General features: G+C 37.0%; 8 protein-coding genes. 3 read left to right on the forward strand and 5 right to left on the reverse strand.

The genetic code is table 11. The features are described 5' to 3' along the window. Window positions 1-28 precede the first annotated feature (28 nt). From RRV45_RS20465 to RRV45_RS20480, 4 genes are all read right to left on the reverse strand, one after another. Entirely contained in the window at window positions 29-4,129 is a 4,101-nt protein-coding gene (locus RRV45_RS20465) for a hypothetical protein (RefSeq protein WP_315666493.1), read from the reverse strand. A 193-nt stretch (window positions 4,130-4,322) separates the two neighbouring features. Continuing rightward, window positions 4,323-6,917: an S-layer homology domain-containing protein gene (locus RRV45_RS20470; protein ID WP_315666494.1), complete on the reverse strand. Its 2,595-nt coding sequence runs from the start codon at window positions 6,915-6,917 to the stop codon at window positions 4,323-4,325. 242 nt (window positions 6,918-7,159) lie between these two features. After that, window positions 7,160-9,190 carry a WD40 repeat domain-containing protein gene (locus tag RRV45_RS20475; protein ID WP_315666495.1) on the reverse strand — a complete coding sequence of 677 codons (2,031 nt, stop codon included), beginning with the start codon at window positions 9,188-9,190 and terminating at the stop codon, window positions 7,160-7,162. A gap of 420 nt (window positions 9,191-9,610) precedes the next feature. After that, complete coding sequence (locus tag RRV45_RS20480; protein ID WP_315666496.1) at window positions 9,611-11,998, reverse strand: hypothetical protein; 2,388 nt, start codon at window positions 11,996-11,998, stop codon at window positions 9,611-9,613. Between the two features lie 745 nt (window positions 11,999-12,743). Between RRV45_RS20480 and RRV45_RS20485 the strand changes: the two genes are divergently transcribed. The 3 genes from RRV45_RS20485 to RRV45_RS20495 are packed head-to-tail and all read left to right on the forward strand — an operon-like array spanning window position 12,744 to window position 14,734. Continuing rightward, the gene (locus RRV45_RS20485) at window positions 12,744-13,730 is read left to right on the forward strand and encodes an Ig-like domain-containing domain (RefSeq protein ID WP_315666497.1); all 987 of its coding nucleotides are present in this window, start codon (window positions 12,744-12,746) and stop codon (window positions 13,728-13,730) included. Then, complete coding sequence (locus RRV45_RS20490) at window positions 13,731-14,462, forward strand: Ig-like domain-containing domain (RefSeq protein WP_315666498.1); 732 nt, start codon at window positions 13,731-13,733, stop codon at window positions 14,460-14,462. It begins immediately after the preceding gene. Continuing rightward, window positions 14,462-14,734 (forward strand): hypothetical protein, encoded by a 273-nt coding sequence (locus RRV45_RS20495; protein ID WP_315666499.1) that lies wholly within the window; start codon window positions 14,462-14,464, stop codon window positions 14,732-14,734. Before RRV45_RS20490 ends, RRV45_RS20495 begins: the two co-directional genes overlap by 1 nt. Window positions 14,735-14,989: 255 nt before the next feature. Here the strand turns inward: RRV45_RS20495 and RRV45_RS20500 are convergent, their stop codons facing one another. Beyond that, complete coding sequence (locus RRV45_RS20500; protein ID WP_315666500.1) at window positions 14,990-16,918, reverse strand: hypothetical protein; 1,929 nt, start codon at window positions 16,916-16,918, stop codon at window positions 14,990-14,992. Between the last annotated feature and the right edge of the window lie 126 nt (window positions 16,919-17,044).

Here is a 17,044-nt window from a genome sequence, read left to right on the forward strand (position 1 = left end):
ATCTCTGGATTTAAAAATAAAAAGTTAATTAAACAAATTTAACAGTGCCATTCTCTAGAATAAAGTGTGCACCTAAATCTACCGATTCGCTGTTTTCTGTATCTGCTTCAATGATAAATGTATAAGTAATTGTAGATTTTACATCGTTGCTTCCTTGTTGTAATGCTTCAACAGTTACAGTGTAGACTCCAGGTGTTAAGCCAGTTTTAGGAGTTAATGTCATATTAATTGTTCTGCTGTCTCCAGCCGAAAATCCTACTGTTTTAGTTCCATAATCAGCATGCTGAATCAGACCATAAAAAACATAGTTACCATCGTTTGGTAAGTTTGTCTTATATGAATTAAATCCTTCAACTCCCCAGTCAGCTTTTTCACGATTGGATCCATCCATATCGTTAATTCCACCAACAATATCTCCTACATTTGTTTGAAGAGTCATACCACCAATGGTATTATTACCATCAGCAACTGTTTCGAATATGTCAGCAAACTTAACTACTTCATTATTTGCATTTTTAACTTGAAATCTTAAATAAGATCCATCATCGTAATAGTTATAATTCCCGCTTTGTCTGGCACCTGCAGTACCAATTCCGTTTAAAGATTTCCATGTAAAGCTAGTTGATATCTTACCTTCTATAACAGCTATTTCCCCACCTAGCCCGTCTAGCACTGTATCTGGAGTTGTGTCTGTATCAGCTACTGATGTAAAAGTTGCGGATACTTCTTCTGCTTCGTTTCCTGCTTCATCTGTCACTGAGTATGTTACTTTTACTGTGTTTCCTTCTGTTTCAAGATGAGTTCGAGCCGATTCTAAGTCGGTTACGTCGCTTCCTTCATCGTCACTTGAGTACGTTACAACAATTTTATCATTTATATCTCCATCTACATTATCAGTTGCTGTTGTTTGTGGCGCTACCCAAGTTGCTACATCTGATATGGCTACATCTCCACCAATAACATCAGCAATTACTGGTGGTGTTGTATCAATTTCAGATACCGATGTAAAAGTTGCGGATACTTCTTCTGCTTCGTTTCCTGCTTCATCTGTTACTGAATATGTCACTTTTACAGTGTTTCCTACATTACCAAGGTGAGTTCGAGCTGATTCTAAGTCTGTGACGTTGCTTCCTTCATCTTCACTGGAGTACGTTACAACAATCTTGCCACTAATATCTCCATCTACATTATCAGATGCTGTTGTCGATGGTGCTATCCAAGTTGCTACATCTGATATAGCTACATCTCCACCTACAACATCAGCGATTACTGGTGGTGTTGTATCCACTACAGTCTGCTGGATTCTTAAACTTTCAAAAGTGTTTTTTGCTAGTGCTAACTTCTTAATAGCCTTAACTAATTCTGGTAGCTCAGTCGATGTAACTAATTTTACTTCATCAATCACACCTTTGAATGCCGCTATTGCTCCTTCTTGATATTCACCTGGTTGCGTACCTTCCACAGCTTCATCTACCAGCTGGTCCGAAATAGTAACCATAGCCTCAAGAGATTGTTGTGGTTGAAGATACCATTGATATTGCTCAGTTTGATTTAAATAGAAAATATTCGCTTCTTCCATTAGGTTAATAGGTAACACATTAATGTCTTGTCCATTATTACTAATATCCATAGCGAACACTACCCAATATACCTCTGATCCTTGACCAGTTGGGACAGTAAATGTATGACTAGCCGCTTGTTGATTTCCTTTGAAAACTTGTACCATAGCATTTGATGTTTTAAGAGTATCTGTACCGGATCCGCTTGTTCTGTCATTTGTCCAGTCATGGACATAGAAAATATATCTGCCGTCTGTCAACTTACGAAGGGATGTGGTTTCTGGTCCATATGATTCTGTATCATCCCAGTCTAAATCAACAAAGTTAATTCCATCAAAGTTATAGATTTTATCTCCGAAGAACGTATGGAAACTATCTTCACTGCCACCAGGGCCTACTAGATGAGAATCTAAATCCCAAGGATGCTCATCCCACGTTAGCATTATTTTGACTTCACTTGATGCAGCAGCGCGGATAGCTGTTTCATTATAATTATCTCTAAAGCGATCTGTAAGAGAAGAACCGATAATATAGGATGTAACTAAATGATTTCCAGAAATTTCACCTGTATATTGACCTGGTTCAACATATACTTGGTAATATCCATATTGATCTGTAACCGCTTCTGCTACGATTGTGCCCTCTCTATTATCAAATCCATTTCTAAATTTAATAACCGCATCGGCTACACCAACATAAGAAACATCAGTAATACGCCCTGCAAATCCATGTTTTATCTGAGTACTTGCTGTAACAGCGTTTCCTGATAATTTTGTACTTTCATTTGCAGGTGCAACCGTAACAGTAAGAGTTTTCCCAATGTTTTCGGCAAAGTTAGGGATTGTATAAGTTAATCTTTTATGATTGCTGTTATATTCTAAGTGATCTAGGGTTACATCTTGCCCATCAATCTTTGCAGTAACCCGTAAATCGTTTAATGTAATTCCTGAAACAAAATCTCGGAATCCAAGACTAACACTTGAAGGCGTTGCACTAGCAGATGTTAAAGTCGTAAGTTGAATATTAGAACTACTCTCGGTAATTCTTTCCCCATCTACCACTACTGCTGCACCATTATCTAAGACAATATTTTGTGGCACAGAAGAAATCGTTGAACCATTTGCATTTACTTCTGCGGTTGTAATTCTTCCTGAACCAAGAACAGTTGCTGCTGCATTTAAAATCAATGTCCGAATATCAGTACTTTCCGCCAAATTGATTCGAACCTGAGTAGCCCGAGAGTTAATTGTTTCAAATGAACCTATTAATTCCACAGAAAGATCTTCATTTATTGATTGTACAGTTTCGGATACAGTTACGCTAGTAAAGCCATCCGCGCCAATACTTAAATTTCTTTCTTCAATTCTTACATAGGACTCCAATTGAACTTCAACAACATGGGTGTTTCCAGTTGCTACAATACGGATAGCCCCGTTATTCTTATTAACAATAACTGTTGCAAGTACACTATCCTCAAAATAAATACTGTTTTCTCCACCACCTTTAACAAGTGTTTGACCCTCAACTTTAACATTCTTAAGTCTTACGTCCCCTTCTGCTACAGCCTCTGAGATTAGTAAGTTCCCTTTAATCACCACGTTTTGTAGAGTCACATCACTGCTTGAAATGGTCACATCGCCATTTATTACTTGAACACCAGAATTTGGTCCGTGTATACCAGGTGTATCATATGTAGCACTTGGTATGGTAGGAGGCACATAGCTCCCTCCGCCAGAATAGCTCGGTTCACTAGAAGAAGTACTTTGGTTTGCCTTTGCCACTTCAGTATTATATTTTTGTTCTGAGAGGGTAATCTTACTTGTTAATTGATTTAACAAGGCACTCCCTTTATTAACATACCCTTTCTCAAGTGCAACCTTTAAAAATTCATCTGCTGCCTTTATTCTTTTATTCGCTTCTACTAAATTACCATTTGCTAATGCTGCATTTGCTCGATCAAGCTCAATTTTAATAGTAACTGGGTAAAGTGCAGCCTCTTTAACACTTTCCGCGGATTTTTTATAGTGATCTCTAATCATATTTCTTGTACTTTGGCCGTATACACGATCTAGTAAAATAGATTGTTTTTTAAGTTCCCAAGAGAGGTTATGGTATGCCTTTTCTGTTGCATCGTCAATTTCGTTATTATTGAGCTTTTGCTCCAATGCAGCCTTCTTCTCTTCAATCTTCTTCCCTGCTGTAATGGCATCGATGTAAGCAACAACTCTACCAACTTTCCCAGGCGTTGTACTAATATACAAATCTACATTTTCTTGTAATCTTGCTTCCAAGATTGTTCTTTCTTTTTTAGGCAAAGTTTTGATGGCTTCCAAGGCCATGGTCTTTGCCTGTTTCGTTTGATTATATAATGCCCAAGGAATTTCTGGTATGCTTTCCTTTCCTTCTATAGATATAGCCCATTTTAATGCTCCTGCTAAATTTTCTGCTTCCTTTACCCATTTTTCTGCAGATGTATTTTGGGCAGCATCCACATTAATAGTTGAAACGAAAGCACTTGTTACTAAAGTAGTAGATAGTAAAAGTTTTGTCTTACTGTATTTTTTACCCATTTTTACCTCCAAATATACTATTTTATAAGACCATTATACTACTTCAAGTAAGTAAATGGTACCAAGTAATTGGAAATAACTTATTTTTCAGTAAATATAGTTTTACATTAAATCTAAAAACAAAAAGAGAGCTACTGCTATCTAAGCAGTAACTCTCCCAATTAAATTAGTATAGTAAAATAACTTACTAAAATTACTTTGTAATAACTCCGTCTTGAACTTTGTTGCCATTAGCATCAACTAGGTTAGTTGACTTAAATTCAACAGAAATGCTATCAGTTAAAGAGAAGTCTTTTTCAGTTGTTACAGTTAATTTACCGTTAGCTGCAGCAGCAGAAGCTTCTACTGTTGTACCAGCAATTTTAACAGTTAGACCAGTAGCAGATGCTTGGTTTGCAATAGTTTCAGAGAAATCTACAGTAAATGACTTGCTGTTAAGAACAGTAACTTTTGTTGCTGTTGGAACAACACTTTCTTTCAATTCAACTTGAGTTGAAAGTTTTCCATCTACTAAAGTATTTCCTTTTGTATCTACAACGTTTTTAACTTCTAATACATATTTTCCATTTGCAGTAATCGAACCAGCTGGTAATGTAACTCTAACCTTTTTAGTTCCATCTACAAATTGAAGTTGAGTTCCAGCAGGTAATGCTTTGCCGCCAAGAGTATAGTTGCTAGCTGAAGTTGCAGAAGCTGTAACGTCTGCAGCATATTCAACAGTGAACACATTGTTGTTTTCAGCAGATACTACAACTGGAGTTGCAGCAAATGCTAATGATGCCTCAACTTTTCCAGCTTCTGCTTGGAATGTTCCTGTTGTTACATTAATTGTTAGAGTATCAGCAATTGGATTTGTAGCTAAATCCTTTACAGATCCACCAGCAAGTTCAAATGTATATGATGAATTGCTATCTAAGTCAACATCAATTTTAACAGTGTTTTTCTCAGAACCTTCAACTTTTCCATTTCCATCAACATCAAAACCAGCAGCTGCATCAACACTTACAGGAGTAGCATTAGTGTATACAATGCCATTTTTTGATTTTAATGTAAGATTACCTTTAACATTTACTGGTTCATCGAAAGTAAGATATAAAGCATCCACATCATCTGTTTTTGCAGTGTCATCTGCTACAACCATTTTAGTAGAAGCAGAAACAAACTTAGGAGCAGTTGTATCTGTTACTAAAGTTGCATTGAATTCAAATGCTTCACCAGCGTTGCCAGCTTGGTCTTTGTGACCTTCAACTTTTACTTTTGTGTTAATAAATTTGCTAGACCCTAAAGCAGAAGAAGCATCTAAAACAAATTTTGTATTATCTTCTTGATCTTGTTGAGCAGCTTTTAGATAGAAAGTATCGCTTCCTACAGTTACTTTTGCAAACTCATCATCACCAGCTGTTGCATCTAAGTTTTGTAAGCTTAGTTCTTCAGAGAAGTTGAAAGTAATTTCAGTTCCATTTACTGTAGTAGATACAGTAGGTTTTGAGTTATCAACTACAGGTTTTGCAACAGTGAAGTTAACTGCAATTGGGTTTGCAATATTGTTAGCATAGTCAGTTGCACCAACAATATCTACTTTGTATGATTTTTCTGCTGTTAAGCCGTTGATTGTTAAAGTTTTGCCATCTAAGCTTAAGCTAAATCTTTCAGCTGCAAGTTCAGCGCCATCTAAGCTAACTGTTCCTTCAGATTGAACTGGCTCATCGAAAGTGATTACAGCTGTTGTTCCTTTAGCTTCAACTGATTTCACAGCAACAGGAGTTGTATCAGCAAATGTTAATAATGTATTGTAAGCTGTTGTAAGAACTTTCGCATCATCTTTTGTTTTGATAGCTGATACAGTTACTTTTGCGCTTGTTACGTTTAACTCATCAGCAGTTGTTAGAGTAACAGTCTTTCCATCTTTTGAAACTTCTGCTTTAGAAATAACTTCGCCTTCAACACTGTATTTACCAGTTAATGCAGCATCCGTTGCATCTACAGCCTGATTAAAAGTTACAACTAACTCTTTAGCATTTAGTGCACTTACAGATTTAACCTTAGGAGTTACTTTTGCTTCTAACTCATCTAAAGTTTTTACTAGAGCTGTTTTCATAGTTGCATTTTTAACATCAGCTAGGTGTTTTGCAGCTTCTGCTAAATGCTTTTCAGCTTGTTCTTCATTGTTAGCATCAAGAGCTTTTTTAGCTAAGTCTAATTCGATTTTCGCAGATACTTCGAATTTTACACTGTCACGTACTGCTTCAGCAGACTTTTTGTATTGAGCACGGATTTCATCACGTGTAGATTGTCCATAAACTCGATCTAAAAGGATCGCTTGCTTACGGATTTCAGAAGATAGTGCATGGTATGCAGCTTCTGTGTTGTCATCGATAAGGTTTTTCTCGATTTGTGCTTCAAGCGTTGCTTTCTTTGCAGAGATTTTTTCTCCAGCAGTAATTGCATCGATGTAAGCCATTGTACGGTTAATATGTAGAGTTACATTTTGCTCTATATCAGCAAGGTATCCAGCTTTTTGAGCTGCAGGTAATTTGTTGATTGCTGCTACTGCTGCATCACGAGCTGCTTTTGCTGCATTGTATTGTGCATATGGACGAGTTTTTCCATCTGCAGAACCTTCTGTAGAGATTGCCCATTTTAAAACTGTGCCAGCGTCTTTAGCTTTTTTTACTAAAGTTTGAACATCGCTAGCTGCCGCTTCAGTTCCAACTGGAGCTGTTGCTACGAATGCAGATGCAGCGATTGCCGTTGCACTAAGTACTTTAATAGCTTTTTTCTTATTCAAAGTAAGTCCCCCTAAATTAATAGTTATATTATTATATTAATATACCAACGTTATGTAAGGCTGGTGAAACTATCCTTACAAGGAATATCTTAAATTAATTTTCCAGCTAGTTAAATGCAAAAAATATACCAACAGACTATTAATTTGGTTATAGAGGATAATATTTCAAGTTTAAATCGCATTTCTTTCATTATATTGGTAATAAAAAAATCAACCTACCAAAAATAGGTTGATTCATAGTATTATTGATTTATTTCATATTTCCATAGATCTGCTTGATTGCGGAAGTATAGATCTCCTTTTGAATCTTGAGCCAATTCATAAGCTCCTTCTTCCATGAGTGTTTCCACTTCCATTGTCTTCCGGTCAGCCTTGAAAAGCTTTCCTTCTACTGTTCCATAGATATTCCCATCAATACCTTCTATTATTTTCGCATTACGGAAACGTCCTGAAATTAACTCTAGTATTTGCTTCGTTCTTATTTCCTTAGTATCAGGATTGTAAGATACTAATGTTCCATCGGCCATTCCCCAGATTGTACCCTCTTTGTCTGCTATTAAACTTGTAATCATACTAGCATGCAGCGGCAAATGAATATATTCCTTTTCTTCAGGAAAGTCAGGTCTAAATCGGAAAAATCTTGCTCCACGCTCATTCACCTGGTAGTTTGCGTGAATGGAAGTACCTCCGTAAATAAATTCTTTATGATGCAGGAAGGAAACTAGACTTTGATTGTAAATATAGTTTTCATAAACTTCATATTTATCTTCTTTCAAATCATATACTGCTAGTGCTCCACCACCTAAGCTTGTTTCTGGATATGTTCCAACAAACACCTTATTTAGTTTTGGAAGAGCTGTTATTGCTGTCGATCGTTCTTGACCATACTCGCCTAGCCTCATAATCTCTCTTGGATTTAAAGCGCTCCAAGGCTTTGTTAAATCAAGCTCTAGTACACGGGATTTCGGATACGCCCCAATATAAAGCTTATCCCCCATAATCGTCATGGATTCAATTTGACTAATATTCTGATGAAGTACGGATTGATTAGTATTTGTATTATAAATAGCTAAACCACCGGACATGTAGCCATTTATAAAAATATTCTCTCTTTTTTCATCATGAATCATTGTGTATAGCGTTACTGGCTGAGGGGGTAACTCAAGCTTAGTAATCTCGTAATATCCTGTTTCTAAATTGTACTTAAGTATATTTCCAGCATTATCAATTAACCCAACAAGGGTAAAACCCGGATAATTCTCATCATTCAGTTCAACAAAATCTAGTGTCAGCATCTCAGTTCCCATCAACAAAGGAACGCCTAAACCAATATGCTCTTTATTTATTAAATCATACTTATATAGGCTATTATGCTTAGAATAATAAATGGCATCCTCGTTTGGCGATACTAATGAAACGGTTCTAGAATTCAGTTCCATTTCATCAACCTTTTCTAATGTCTCCTTATCAAAAACAACCAATCTATTAGAAGGATCCATTCGAGCATACAATTCGTTTCCAATTAGGCGAATGTCTCGGACATATTTATCATCCTTGTACTCTTCTGGAAGAAATGCAGTTTTCTTCTTTGTTTTTAAATCAAATTTGACTAAATCGGCTTTTGAACCTACACCAATATAAAGAGTATCTTTCTCTTGGTCATAGGCAATCGACTTAGCAAATTCCTTCCTATATAAAACTTGACCAAAATTCACTAGCTCATCCATATGCGAATCATATTTAAATAGAGAACCGCCATAAGCAGTAGAACCGAAAATAACGCCATCCACAGCATCTATATCTTGAATAGCAGTATCCTTCGGCAATGTGAGTTTATTCCCGTGGTCACGGAACTCCCATGTGTTTGGATTGTAGCTATATACGTTCCCGTCTGTCGTTCCCCCGACCCAAACTGTTCCATCCTCATCCACATCTAATCCCCAGGCACTGGTAGAATTAGACAAAGTATATGTATTCACTAATTCATTACTATTTAAGTCCACTACTGCTAAAGCAGAAGGGGTCCCGTGCATAACAAAATACATATAAGGAATCCCTTGGTCATTTGTTCCCGCAGCCGAAGTTAGAGCAGAAGTCTGAAACACCTGTGGTCCAAGTAAAGTCGCTTTACTCTTTTCATTCTCCGTTATTTCTTCATCTTTGCTTTCAAATTCATTCTCGTAGTCGCCCTCGTTCTCAGCAAATCCCTTCGTTTGCCCAAATGACAAGAATAGAGGCAGTATCACTAAGAGCGTTAAAAACTTTCTTCTCATCTAATCTTCTCCCTTCTTGTACATTATAGCAAATATTACCACGGTAGATAGGTTTTTCCCCATGCTATATTAAAAACAAAGGAAGAAAATGCACTATAGAAAATTAGCTTTCCAATGGGCAGTAAAAATAATCTCTATTCTTCTGAGAGCAAAAAGAGGCAATTTCTTTTGGAATGTAATTAGATAACTACTTTAAAATACGGACAAAAAACAAGAGGTTTACATGAAAGGGAAAAAGAAAGGAGCCCACTGGTCAAAAAGGAGCTTTCAACGTTAACTGTTTTGTCACAATGATTAATATTCCTTAATTCAATGGAAAAATTTCATTTAATAAAAGAAAAGCCCCGCAGAGATTTCTCTCCACAGAGCCTTTCTAAATGTCTTTCGACATATTTCGGGGAGTGACAGGCACTTTCCCTATTATTTCAATAAGTTATTAGCTGCAGTAGTGTGTACTTTTAGATCTAACTTATCTTGGTTCTTAATACCAGTTGTTGCAGAAATTTTAGTTCCAGCATTTTTAATATCAGCTAATGCAGTACTAAACCCAGTTGGAACAGATCCAACGATGTTCTTAATAACTAATGTGTTAGTGCCATCTCTTTCAACATTTAATGTTACATATTTGAAGTTTTGCTCTAAAGTAATTGTTCCAGATGTAAAATCTTTAAATTCATGAGTGTAACCAGCAGTGTTATCGAATGTGAATACTAAGGTATCTCCACTTGATAATCCAACGCTAGTGTCTACATCGTTAAATGTAACTGTAGCAGGAGTAAAGCTTTGACGATAAACAGTTTGCAGTGTGCTACCAGTTGCTGTTGCAGAAACATTTGTACTTAATGCTTCAGTGTTTGCTAATGTTCCGTTAGTAGTTGCTGCTACTGCAGAAGAATTAGAAGGGAACTGAATAGCAATATAGTCGTTAGCTGCATTGTTTACAAGGTTATTAGCTTGAACAACCCAAGTTCCATTTGAAGTAACAGTAACTGTTTGACCAACTTGGTGGCTAGCTAATTCTGTTGCATCTAATAGACCGTTGCCGTCGATATCACGGTATAAACCAAGTTTGTAACCTGCAGTACCTTTACCTTCGAAGCGGAAAGTAGTACCTTCATAAGAAACTTCACGTGAAGGGTTAGTAATAGAAACAGCAGTTTCAGTTACGTCACTTGTAATTGTGAATGAAGAGCTGTTTGCAACAGTACGGTTGTAGTTTACGTTTACAATATCTCCAGCAGATAATGCATTTTCGAATGCATCAAAGCTTCCGTTTCCAAAGATATCATTTGAATCGTACTTATATTTAAGAGCTGTGTTAATACCAGCTTCTGTTTTAGTACCATTCCAAGCTACAAAATAGTCTTTGTCTTTAACTGCGATCAATGTATCTACGTTGAAATCAATAACGATTTGACCATTTGGTGCCTCAGCAAATAAGTATGAAGCTCCGCCTTCTACAAATCTTTCAGTAGCATCTGCAGTTTGGTTGTCGTTAGCATCAATAGTTACAACTGGTTTAGCGTAAGTAGATAGTGGTGTTGCAGCATTTAAGTTAGCATCTGTAGATTTAACAACAAATGTAACTTTACCGTCTTTAACGTCACCAGTCCATTGTGCACCCCATGCAGCGCCATTGTTATTTTTTCCATCAACAGTAGCAATTTCAGCTAATGTAGCTGCTCCGCCTGCGATGTTTTCTAAGTCAATTACTGCTGGACCATTGTATGGTTGACCATCAGTTTGTTTTACAGTTACTACATATGTTCTTGTTTGGCCAAGATCTAAGTAAGCATTATCAGCTTGGTCAATGTAGAAGCTGCTATCAGCTGCATTAGCTGGAGTAGTAAAGGAAAGACCAGTATCTACACCTTGGTATGATAATGTATAAGTTTTGCTTGCAGCTTGATCAGATGTAGTTAAAGTAACTGATTTTTTATCATCTGCTACTTTAGCACTGTGTACTAAAAGTCCATTATTAAATGCAAATTGACTTGCTGGTAAAATTGGGTCAATTTGTTTTGAGAATTTTACTACAACAGTATTTTTATCTGTACGTGTTACAGATAGAGCTTTTAATGGTAATGCAGTGTTTACATCATCTACTGATTTTTGTAAAGATGTTTCCCACTTAAGAACATTAGCATCAAGAATAGCTTGAGCTTCAGTTAATTTTTTAGCAGCATCTTCTAATTTATCAGCTTTAACATCAGCTGCTGCACCTTTAGCAAGCATATTAACTGTTACATCATTTTTCAATTCGGCAACTAATTTCTCAATAGCAGGTTTAACTGCATTGCGAATACCGTCACGAGTAGATTGACCATATACACGGTCTAGTAATTTAGCTTGCTTACGGTATTCAGCAGTAGCTGTATGGTAAGCAGCTTCAACTTTCTCAATATCTCCAGATTTAACTGCAGCATCTAGATCAGCAGTTAATCCTTTAATTTTTTCGCTTGAAGTGATTGCATCAATGTAAGCTTGTGCGCGTTTCACTTGGATTTGTGGATCAGTTAATCTAGCTTCGTATTTAAGTTTATCAGAAGCACTTGCACCCTTAAGTGCATTTTGAGCTCCTTCAATTGCTTTCTTAGCAGCGTTGTACGCAGCATAAGGACGTGTTACATAATCAGCTGAACCCTCAACTGAAATAGCCCATTTAAGAACTGTACCTGCATTTTGAGCATCTTGGACTAATTGATCTACGTTCACAGCCGCGTCAGCTTGGTTAGCTGGTGCTGCAGCAACGAATGCTGAAGCTGCGATAGCTGTTGATGTTGCTAGTTTAATAGCTTTCTTTTTCATAAACTTGTATTCTCCCTTCATGCTATGTAGTGCATTTTTTTGTTAGCAATGAATAAACCAATGGTTGTATTTCCCTCTATATCCACCGCTTACCTAACTAGTAAAAAAGTATACCAAACTATTAACTTTTATGCAATAGTTACCAATGTATATTTTTTTTGGCAAGTAAAGATAGGTTTTCCAACTTTGGTTTATATATCTTATGATAATATAAAGCTTGCTAAATTTCTACAATTTTTATCATATTTTTATTAATTTTGTAATATATTTACTGTTTATTAGAAAAGCGGAAGCGCCTTGCCCACCCCCGACAAGCATAAGACGAGCCGACGAGAAGGTTGTACTTTAACCTTCTTGGCGGATCGGCTTATGACCTCGAGGGGGTAGGCGCTGAAGCTAGACATTTCTCGAACTTGAAAAATGTAAATATATTATTTTCCCTAAATGCACACCCTTTAATTCTATGCAAGTATAAAAAAAAATTGCATATAAAATAAAAAAATGGTTCAATTAGAAAATTTTTCATGTATTTTTCCGTATTATTTGGTACACTAGGGGTAAGAAGGTTTTCTCCCAAATGGATGCTTTCTTTAACTTGTATAGTACGCTTGTACTAACCTTCGCTTCAGCGTTCAGGAAAAGCCGCCAATTATGGCGGCTTTTTCCTTTTTTTCGGTAGAGAAATGTCGAATTTCGTTGTATAGTAAGACTAACGAAACATTACATATGAAGGTGGTTAATGACAATGAAGACAGCCAAAGTGATGGGAGTTATGCTCATTTTACTTCTATCTATAATAGGACCCGCGTTTCACAACCATGCCAGGGCCACTACTTATCCCCAGATCGAAAAAAGAATTCCTGAAGCTGGGGATCAGAATGTTCCGATCGATACAGACATTAAAATTGAGTTTAATAGCAACATCGTAAATGTATCCTCACAATATATAAGATTATACGAAAAAACAAATAGCACCTATTATGATTTCCCCATTAAAAATGTGCGGAAAGATGGGCAAACGTTAATTATCGTTCCTGAGAATATGATGGATTTCAACAAAGAATACCTCGTTCAAATGAATGCACCAGCGATAGAGCTGCAAAATGGGACATATTATCAATCTCTTTCGTACTCCTTTCATACGAACTTCATTGATTTCTATGAACTCATGGTCGTAAACGAAAGTAGATTGACAAATTTACTGGATGACTACGCTCCTAGACAAATTAAAGCCTTCGCTCCAGAGAGATATATAAATGAAATTAATATTATACATAAGAAGCCTGGAGCGATGAAGGATGACCAAACTTCCTTTAGCGGTATCACGAATATTGATATTACAACGAAGAGTGATGAAGTCGATACGGTACACGTTGATATTATGAGGAATGGAAAAGTCCTGCAAAAGGGATTTGCTGATATTGTGCCTCCGAAAACAAAAGGGGCAGCCCAAAGGACATTGGTGTTCGATATCGGTTTTTCAAAGGTCCCTGACTTCTTTGATGTTCGTGTAACCGTTCAAAATAAAGATCAGAAAACGATCGACTCTAAAATAATTAAGTTTGCTACTGAAGAAGGCAAAATAATCAACTCCTATAAGGAATCCTTTAAGTACCAAACAGCTGGGAAGGGCTACACCTTATATGAACTCCTGTCCAATGATAAATTGTTCACCACCCTTCTATCTGAAAGCTTAATGCAGGATATTAAAGTTCAGGTTGAGGACAGGTAAATGAGAAGAGCATTCCTTCTTATTAGTATGGTTGCCATTATTGCTGTATTTCCTGGAATTTTGACAGGACAAGCGTCGCTTGAAAAGGTTGTTTTAGATGAACGGACTATTAAGGATCCATTAAAAAGCTGGTCCATTACTTTTACAGCACCAGTAAACAAGGGAACGGTTAAGAAGCAAAACTTCTATATTATAGATAAAAGCCAGAAGAAGCTGCAGACAAAGCTGCGTCTCTCTGATGATGGAACTAAGGTAACGATTACACCTGAAACTTCTTATAAAGAGGGCGTTCAATATTATCTATACATTAAAGGGAATGTAAAAACGGGTAAGAGTACATTTTTGAATGAACATACGGTTTTGCCTTTTAAGCTGGTTACAAAAGAGAGCACCAATAAAGTGACTAGCAGTCCGACAAAAACTGACAATCGACAAGTTTCAACAAACACTAGTAAAGATGACCCTAGTCCTGGCACCCCTCCAAATTCAAACCAGAAAGATACAAAGTTGGTGAGTACCCAGACCAAACGCCATTCACACTTTGTTGAAATCTCCGTTAAAGTTAGTGACCAGGTGGCAAAGGTGAAGGCAGGCAGTAATGAATTTGAGTATAAGGGTAATAACCAATTTGTCCTTTACAAACCAGACCTTAAAAAAGGTGAAAAGTTGACCATTAAAGGGTATAGCCTATCCAATAAGGTGCTGGAGACAAAGGAGATCGTGATCCCATAATGGCAAAAAAGGCTCTTATCAATACATTTATTTTTACCCTGATTATCATTAACCTGATTATCTGGCCGATGCTTTTTAGTGAGTTTAAAGAGGACAATAAAGCAGCTGGTGAGCAAGGCAAGTTTCAAGAGACGGTCATGAATGAGGATTCCCATAATACGACAGAAACCGAGTCTAACAGTGAAGTCACTGAATTAGGTGAGGAAAGTGAAGTTTTACCTCAGTCAAATGATAAAGAAGAAAATATTTTCAAAATTCTTCGGATTGAATGAAACCTTTTTGATAGTCAAAACGTCTTATAGATGGACACTAGTAATGGATTGTTCCAATGGCTAGTGCTTACCTAACTGGGCAGAGTAATCTCTGCCGAACTTTTGTCAGTATCCTGGATTGAGGGTGCTGGCTTTTTTTGTTTTATTTTTAATATACTAGGTAACGAACTTTATCATATAATTAAACCTCTCCAAATTAGAAAAACCCCGGTAGATACAATCCATCTACCGGAGCTGCATATATTATTCAATAACCTAAACCGGACTATGAGTTGCCGTTGTAGCCACTTCCGCTACTGAAGGATGGTCCGTTTCTTCATTTCTCATTTCTTCCTTGTTATCGTCTTTTATTTGAGGTGTCCTTTCATCATTTCCTGACTTTTGCCTTTCGATCAGACCTAACAGAAGATTAATCCCATTTTCCCATTGATTCGAGTTTTCTTTTCTTGCTAACTCTTTATTCCCTTGGTCTATCTTCTCGGAATTATTAACAGGCTTGGGCTCTTGAGGTTTTTGACCTTGGTTATCATTGCCTTCTCCTGGTTTAGTTGGTTCTTCTTTCTTAGGCACTTCTTGCTTTGGTTTATCATCTGGTTTACCTTGCTCTGGCTTTGCAGGATCTGCTTTTTCAGGATTACCCTGACCTGGATTATCTTTATTTTCTTGATCCTTTTCTTTCTCTAGCTCCTGATCACCCTTTTCGGATTCCTCTTCATTTTCTTTTTCGTCTTCCTTTTCATTACCTTCTTCTATCTCTTCTTTATCTTTATCCTCAGTCTCTTCTTTGCCCTCTCCGTCTTCTTCCTTTTCTTCGCCATCTGGCTTTTCTTCTTCTAGTTCTTCTTCACTTTCTCCATCTTCTTGCTCCTGATCAAGCTCTTCTTCTTCTGCTGCTTCTTTAGCTTCCCGATCTTTTTCCTCCTGCTCTAACCGCTCTTTCTCCAGTCTTTCCTGTTCTTCCTTTGCAAGCCTTTCTTTTTCTAATTTTGCTTTCTCTTCTTCTTGCTTAATTTCTTGGTCTAGTTCAAGTATTGCTTTTTCAATGGCGGACATGTCTTTGTTATCAAGAGTTATATTTTCAATGTCTTGGACGACACCTGCTAACTTTTCTAATAATTGCTGGATTTGCTCCTCTGATAAGTCCGTTGACTTTTCCAGGTATTCTTTAAGTGCACCCATTCCTGCAAATAAGCTGTCCTTTTGCTCCTGTAATGCTTTCATGTCAGCGATTTGCTGGTCGATTGCCGCGATTTGTTGATTGATCGCTGCGATTTGAGCTTTTATACTTTCTATGGAAGCTAACAATTCTACATTTGCCTGTTTAAGTTCTTCCATGGCCGTTTGCAGTTCTAGAGCATTATTTTTCAGCTGAGTAATTTCCTCACCGGTAGTAGCTAGCTTCTCTTCTAAATTGCTAATAAACACTTCCGTCTTGTCTTTTTCCGTATTCATTTGCAGTAAGATGTCCTCAAAAAACTGCGGCTCAAAATTACAATCTTTGATGGCTGCATCTTTTATTTCAAGAATGTATTGAATAATTTCATTAATTTCATCTAATTTTTCTTGAATTTGCTCCTGGGCTTTAGGAAAAACAGTTGTAATGATTTCTTCCAATTGCGCAACCATTCCTTCAATCTCTTTAGTAATTTCTTCAAGTGTTTTTATTTCTTCCTCATTTGTTGTAATTGTGTTTTGAAGAGTGGCTATTGTGTTTTCTAGAACGGCGATTTCTGCCGCTAATAGGGCTTGGGCCTCCTGAAGCCCTTCAATTGTTATCACATCTGCACCGGATTCTTGTTCTTGGGAGGGAGCGCCGCCTTCTGTTTCCCCTTCAGCTCCTGCTTCTGTTCCAGCATCTTTCTTCAATCCGGCTAATTTCTCATTCATGGACTCTACGTTCAGTTCCGATACTTTTCCTAAGGCCTCGTCCAATATGGCCTTCGCTTCCTCTTGAAGTTCAACTGTACGATCTCGCATTTGCTCAACCGTCTGAGGAAAAATAAAACAGGCAGAGATATCCACTTCCTGTTCCTTAACTGAATTAAACTCGCTGTATGTAGGCGATACTAAATGCCCGCTTCCTAATAGCAGGGATGAAACAGCTACACTAGACGAAAAAGCCTTAAACATTCTTTTCCTTTGTTTTCTCTTATGACTTCTATGTCGAGAAGACCTTGGCACCAATGTGATGTCCTCCTTTTTCGTTATTCGTTATATAGAACAATTAGGGTAAAAAAATAAGCGGCCTTATTTGCGCTAATAATTATATTTAACATTATACAATATAGATTCTGATTTTTAAATAGAAAA

Origin of the sequence: Bacillus sp. DTU_2020_1000418_1_SI_GHA_SEK_038 (assembly GCF_032341175.1) — a bacterium.
Classification (GTDB): domain Bacteria; phylum Bacillota; class Bacilli; order Bacillales; family Cytobacillaceae; genus Cytobacillus.

Excerpts from the sequence above, each read along its gene's own strand:
- RRV45_RS20475 (WP_315666495.1), bottom strand. The coding sequence starts at position 9,190 with ATGAGAAGAAAGTTTTTAACGCTCTTAGTGATACTGCCTCTATTCTTG.
- RRV45_RS20490 (WP_315666498.1), top strand. The coding sequence starts at position 13,731 with ATGAGAAGAGCATTCCTTCTTATTAGTATGGTTGCCATTATTGCTGTA.
- RRV45_RS20480 (WP_315666496.1), bottom strand. The coding sequence starts at position 11,998 with ATGAAAAAGAAAGCTATTAAACTAGCAACATCAACAGCTATCGCAGCT.
- RRV45_RS20485 (WP_315666497.1), top strand. The coding sequence starts at position 12,744 with ATGAAGACAGCCAAAGTGATGGGAGTTATGCTCATTTTACTTCTATCT.
- RRV45_RS20495 (WP_315666499.1), top strand. The coding sequence starts at position 14,462 with ATGGCAAAAAAGGCTCTTATCAATACATTTATTTTTACCCTGATTATC.
- RRV45_RS20465 (WP_315666493.1), bottom strand. The coding sequence starts at position 4,129 with ATGGGTAAAAAATACAGTAAGACAAAACTTTTACTATCTACTACTTTA.